A 5,822-nucleotide genomic window follows, 5' to 3' on the forward strand; every position below is an offset into this window, starting at 1 on the left:
GAGGCCGACGCCTGAACCCCGGCCGTCTTGTCCGAGACGTCACCGCCCGTACTTGCGCCCCCGTTCACGCCCGCGCCCATGAGCTCCTCAAGCTCCTCCGCACGCAACTGCGAACGAGCGATCTCCTGGTACGCGGCGCACGTACGCATGAGCTCGCGATGCGTGCCCAGCCCCTGGATGCAGCCATCCTTGAGCACGATGATCTGGTCGGCGTTCACGATGGTGTTGATGCGCTGCGCGATGATGAGCACCGCCGCGTCCGCGACCTCCTTCGCAAGCGCCTGGCGAAGCGCGGCGTCGGTCTTGAAGTCGAGCGCGCTGAACGAATCGTCGAAGATGTAGAGGTCCGCCTTCTTCACCAAAGCGCGCGCGATGGAGAGGCGCTGGCGCTGGCCGCCGGAGAAGGTCGTGCCGCCCTGCGCGACGCGCGTGTCCAAGCCATCGGGCAGCTCGCGCACGAAGCTGGATTGCGCCACATCGAGCGCATGCCAAAGCTCCTCATCGGTGGCGTTCGCGTCGCCATACCGCAGGTTCTCGGCAATCGTCCCACTGAAGAGCCAGGCTTTTTGCGGCACGTACGAGATGCGGTCGCGCAGCGCCTGCTGGGTGATGCTGCGCACATCGACGCCGCACACCTCGACCGAGCCGTCGCTCACGTCGTGGAAGCGCAGCAGGAGTTTCGCGATGGTAGACTTGCCCGAGCCAGTGGGGCCAATGATCGCCGTCGTGGTACCGCGACGGCAGAAGAAGTTGATGTGGTGGAGCGTGTCCTCGCTCGCATCGGCGAACTTGAAGGACGCGTTGCCGAAGTGCGCCACGATGTCTCGGGGCTCGCCCGTCTCCGCGCTCCCGGCAGGCACATCGCCCTCGACGCCGTTTTTCGGCAGCGAATGCGCCGCGCCGTCCGCGATGCTCGGCACGCAATCGATCACCTGACGGCAGCGCTCGAGGCACACGAGGGCGCGCGGCAGGGTGAGCGCGCAGATCTGCGCCATCATGAGGAAGAACAGGATGAGCATGGCGTATTCGACGCACGCAGAGATCGATGCGATCTGCATGGCATGCGCGCCCACGCGGTTGCCGCCGAGCCAGATGACCGAGACCTCGGCGAGGTTCATGATGAAAAACGACGAGCAGTCGAACGTCGCGAAGAGCCAGTTCACCTTGATGGCGCTATCGGCGTATGCAGAAAACGCCTCGTCGAGGCTATCCTGCTCCACCTGCTCCTTGCCGAACGCGCGGATGACGCGCACGCCGGTGATGCTCTCACGTAGACGCACGTTCATGCGATCGATGAAGCGCTGGAGCTTCTGGAAGATGACGGCCGCCTTTTTGACCGTAACAACCGCGATGATGGCGACCACGATGATGAAGCCCGCGAGCATGATGCCCATCTGCCGGTCGATCGACCACGCGAGCGCGACGCCGATCACCGCGGCGAACGGCACGGGCAGCATCATCTGGATCGTCATGGTGATGGCCATCTGGATCACGTTCACATCACCCAAGGTACGCGTGATCATAGAGCCGGTGCCGAACTGCTCGAAGTCGCCGCCCGAGAACGAAAGCGACGCCTCGTAGACGGCGTTGCGAATGTCGCGTCCCACCTTGGTGGCGAGATCCGCGCAGAAGTAGTTCGACACGAACGCGCCCGCGCCCGAGAGGATCGCGGCCGTGAGCATGAAGAGCGCCTGCTCGATGATGTAGTCGAAATCGCGTGAGCCCACCCCGATGTTGATCATGTTCGCCAAGATCGTGGGCACGAGCAGCACGCCGAGCAGGTTCACGGCAAGCGCCGCGAGCACGGCGAACGTCTGCAGCTTATATGGTTTGAGAAAACGCATCAGGATTCTCATGCAATGCCTCATTCAGTCGCATGTTGGGATGGGTACGAAACGCCGCCTTCGCAGCAGCGCCCCACGTCGGAGCGGCCTGCGCGGCGGCAGAACCACCTCGTGGCTAGGTGTTCGGCGCGTTCGCGCTGCAGGCGGTGATCTGCGCCTCGAGCGCGTCGGCGTAGCGCCTCACCAGGCGGACGAGTACCCGCTGCTCCTCGGGGCCGAGCGTCTCGAACGCACGCTGCTCCGCCAGGATCGCCGGCTCGATATGCTCCTCTGAAAACGCATGGCCAGCATCCGTGAGCCGCGCAAGCTTGCTTTTTCGACTGCCTTCCATAAATGAAAGCTCAACATACCCACGCGCCTGCAGGCTCTTGAGCGCAGAGTTGATCGTTTGCTTGCTATACGACCACGACGCCGTGAGCCGCGTGAGCGGCAACTCCCCTCCGGCGAGCACGAGGTCGTACAGCATCCAGTACGCGCAGTCGGAAAGGCCGCAGCCACGCGCGTACGCGTGATAGAGCTTGTCGATCTCGTTGTACAGCAAGTCGAGCTCCATCGGCGCACCATGGAGCTCCTCGGCACCAGCCGCACCGTCTACCCCGCTGTTCGACACCACGTTCCACACCCCTCGTCGCACATTCGCCTTGCGCGCCCCTTTGTAAGAAGCGTCGCATCGACATATTAGTCCGATTTCGGATTATCGTCAACGGATTGGACTCTCGTTTTCCCAAATCGCGCCAAGCGAGGGCAGAAAACAAAAACGGCGGGTGTCGAATCCCGACACCCGCCGCAAGCATTGCGTTTACACAACCAGATTAGAGCGACCAGCCCTCTTGGATGGACTCATAGAACTTCGCGTCCGCAAAGAGGTCGTGAATGCTCTTGCCATCGTGCCACGGAAGCTCAACGAGCTCGGACATCGTGGGCACCAACTCGGAGCAATCCGTGAAGCGCCCCTTTTCGTTCAACTTGGAGCAATCCTGCACCCTCCAGTACCCATCGGTGTGGGTGATGTAGTACTGGCCATCATCCACATCCATGAATACGCGCGTCTTGGAGCGCAGGTACCCCAGGAACCCTTCGAAGTCTGTCTCGAACGCCTCCTCGGCTTTGAGTCCCATGATGTCCTCCCTTACGTCAGGCGTACCGAACGGTAAGCGCCGGGCCAATAATCCGTCTGGTTTTAGTAAACCCGGGATGTGCTTGCGCCATTCACTCAATTAGGTGGGCGGTACAGTGAGACGGGTGGGCGGGCAAAACACCAGGAAAATGCTTCCCAGGCTGCAGATTCTCCACAACCCCATAGATGTCCCAAAACGCTCCTGTCCCTTTTTGGGACATCCGGCTATTCCACGGTCACGCTCTTCGCGAGGTTGCGCGGCTGGTCGACGTCGCATCCGCGCATGAGCGCGACCTCACGCGCCAGTAGCTGCAGCGGAACCGTCGCCGTGATGGGCGTGAACGCGTCGCGCACCTCGGGAATGCAGATCACGTGGTCGGCGATCTGCTTGATGTCCTCGTCGCCCTCCGTTGCCACGACGATGATCTTCGCCCCGCGTGCCTCGCATTCCTTGAGGTTCGAAACCACCTTGTCGTAGACGGGGCTCTTCGTGGTCACCGCGATGACCGGGAACCCAGGGTCGATGAGCGCGATGGGGCCGTGCTTCATCTCGCCCGCGGCGCACGCCTCCGCATGCAGGTAGCTGATCTCCTTGAGCTTGAGGGCGCCCTCGTTGCTGATAGCAGCACCCATGCCGCGTCCGACGAACAGCGCCGAATGCGCATCCTTGCAAGCGAGCGCCGCCTCGTGGATGGCCTCTTGCTGCGTATCGAGAATCCACTGAATCTGCTCCGCCGTATCGCCGAGTTCGCGGAAGAGCAGCTTCACCTGGCGGGTATTCAGCTTGCCCTTGACCTGCGCGAGCAGAAGCGCGAGCAGCGTGAGCGAGACCACCTGGCCAATGAAGCTCTTGGTCGACGCGACGGCGATCTCCTTGTTCGCCTTCGTGTAGATGACGCCGTCGCTCTCGCGCGCAACGGGCGAGCCCACCACGTTCGTGATGCCGAACACCTTCGCGCCCTTGATGCGCGCATCGCGAATCGCCGCGAGGGTGTCGGCCGTCTCGCCGGACTGCGACACGGCGACCACGAGCGTCGTGGGGGTGATGATGGGGTTGCGGTAGCGGAATTCGCTCGCTGCCTCGACCTCGCAGGGGATGCGCGCCCAGGACTCGATGAGGTTCTTGGCGATGAGGCCGGCGTGGAAGCTCGTGCCGCATGCGATCACGTACACGCGGTCGATAAGGTCGAGCTCCTCATAGGTGAGGCCGAGTTCGTCGATGTCGAGCTCGCCGGCACCGGAAAGGCGGCCGACAAGCGTATCGCGTACCACGCGCGGCTGCTCGAAGATCTCCTTGAGCATGAAGTCGGGATAGCCGCCCTTCTCTGCCATGTCGATGTCCCAGTCGATATGCGTGACGGCGGGCTCGATGGCGTTGCCGTCGGCGTCGGTGTAGGAGATGCCCTCCGGCGTGAGACGGGCGAACTGACCGTCTTCGAGCACCACGACGTCGCGCGTCGCATCGATCACCGCGATGACGTCGGAGGCCACGTAGCTGCCGGTCTCACCCTTGCCGATGATGATGGGGCTGTCCTTGCGGGCGACGGCAATCACGCCGGGCTCGTCGGCACAAATCGCGGCGAGGCCGTAGGCACCAATCACGTGCGTACACGCCTCGCGTACGGCAGCGAGCAGATCGTGCGTGCCGGGCTTGCCGTTGCCGCTCTCGTATGCCTCCTCAATGAGGTGAGCGAAGACCTCGGTGTCGGTGTCGCTCGCGAAGTGATGACCGCGCGCCTCGAGCTCTTCACGGAGCTCGGCGAAGTTCTCGATGATACCGTTGTGGACAATGGAGATGCGACCATCGCAGCTCGAGTGCGGATGTGCGTTCGCCACGGAGGGACGACCGTGCGTCGCCCAGCGCGTATGACCGATACCGCAGGTCGAAGTATGATCGAGATGCGCGAGCTCGGACTCGAGTCCGGAGACCTTGCCCACGCGGCGGAACACGTCGATGCCGTCGCCGCCGGCCTGCTCGAGCGCGACGCCCGCGGAATCGTACCCGCGGTACTCGAGGCGTTTGAGGCCTCCGATGAGGATGTCTTTCGCCTGCTCGCTACCGGTATATCCAACGATTCCGCACATGGGCGCATCCTTTCGCAAAAGTCTATTCGTAGTGCGGCAGCGGGGTCGGGTCGTGCGCGAATATCGCAGCCGTGCACGAGGTGCCACCAAACAGCCGCATGGGCAGCATTCTATCAAGCGGTTATGCATGGCATATGGTGAGCTGGTATGCACTTTATGATGCCAGAGTATCGCCCGAGACCACGTGTTCCGGCACATTAGTAGGCTAGCCTGCGCAATTATGGAGACGCCGACACAATCTTGCCGCAACCCCTTGCATATACGAGGTGAAAGTCGTAGAGTACTTGGTTGCGCAAAGGCGCAACCAGATAGTGCGGGGTGGAGCAGTCTGGTAGCTCGCCGGGCTCATAACCCGGAGGTCGTAGGTTCAAATCCTGCCCCCGCGACCAAGCATGTACAGCTCGGAGGTCATATGGCCTCCGAGCTTTTTTGTTTTCGCCCTTCTATTAGGGGCTTTAGTTGGCTTGTTCTCTCAGTCATGCAACTCATGAACTCAGTATCTCTACTGTGGAACTAGGGAACTTGACTGGTGAACTGGGGACCTTGACTGGTGAACTGGGGACCTTACTCTTTATCCAAGAATCAGTATCAGCCATTCAGGAAATAGCAGTCCGCATATATCTGCAATGAAGGGGGCCCACATGCCAGTTGCGAAAGTCGTAAAGTACTTGTTTGCGCAAAGGCGCAACCAGATAGTGCGGGGTGGAGCAGTCTGGTAGCTCTTGGGCTCATAACCCGGAGGTCGTAGGTTCACACGTAACGTCTTGCGAGCTCGT

4 protein-coding genes and 1 tRNA gene are annotated in these 5,822 nt (G+C 61.7%); 1 reads left to right on the forward strand and 4 read right to left on the reverse strand.

Annotated elements, in window-relative coordinates; genetic code table 11:
* The 4 genes from QZ079_RS07500 to glmS all read right to left on the reverse strand — a co-directional run.
* Positions 1–1,856: ABC transporter ATP-binding protein (locus tag QZ079_RS07500; RefSeq protein ID WP_297037168.1), on the reverse strand; the 1,856-nt coding region annotated here is incomplete at its 3' end.
* 103 nt (positions 1,857–1,959) lie between these two features.
* Positions 1,960–2,457 (reverse strand): MarR family winged helix-turn-helix transcriptional regulator, encoded by a 498-nt coding sequence (locus QZ079_RS07505; protein ID WP_297037171.1) that lies wholly within the window; start codon positions 2,455–2,457, stop codon positions 1,960–1,962.
* Positions 2,458–2,656: 199 nt separating this feature from the next.
* On the reverse strand, positions 2,657–2,962 hold the full coding sequence (locus tag QZ079_RS07510; protein ID WP_297037173.1) for a CDP-alcohol phosphatidyltransferase: 306 nt from the start codon (positions 2,960–2,962) through the stop codon (positions 2,657–2,659).
* A 224-nt stretch (positions 2,963–3,186) separates the two neighbouring features.
* Positions 3,187–5,046: a glutamine--fructose-6-phosphate transaminase (isomerizing) gene (gene glmS / locus QZ079_RS07515; protein ID WP_297037175.1), complete on the reverse strand. Its 1,860-nt coding sequence runs from the start codon at positions 5,044–5,046 to the stop codon at positions 3,187–3,189.
* Between the two features lie 312 nt (positions 5,047–5,358).
* Here glmS and QZ079_RS07520 point away from each other — a divergent pair.
* A tRNA-Met gene (locus tag QZ079_RS07520) sits at positions 5,359–5,435 on the forward strand.
* The last annotated feature ends 387 nt before the right edge of the window (positions 5,436–5,822 follow it).

The sequence above is a fragment of the uncultured Enorma sp. genome, from assembly GCA_905210055.1.
Lineage (GTDB): Bacteria > Actinomycetota > Coriobacteriia > Coriobacteriales > Coriobacteriaceae > Enorma.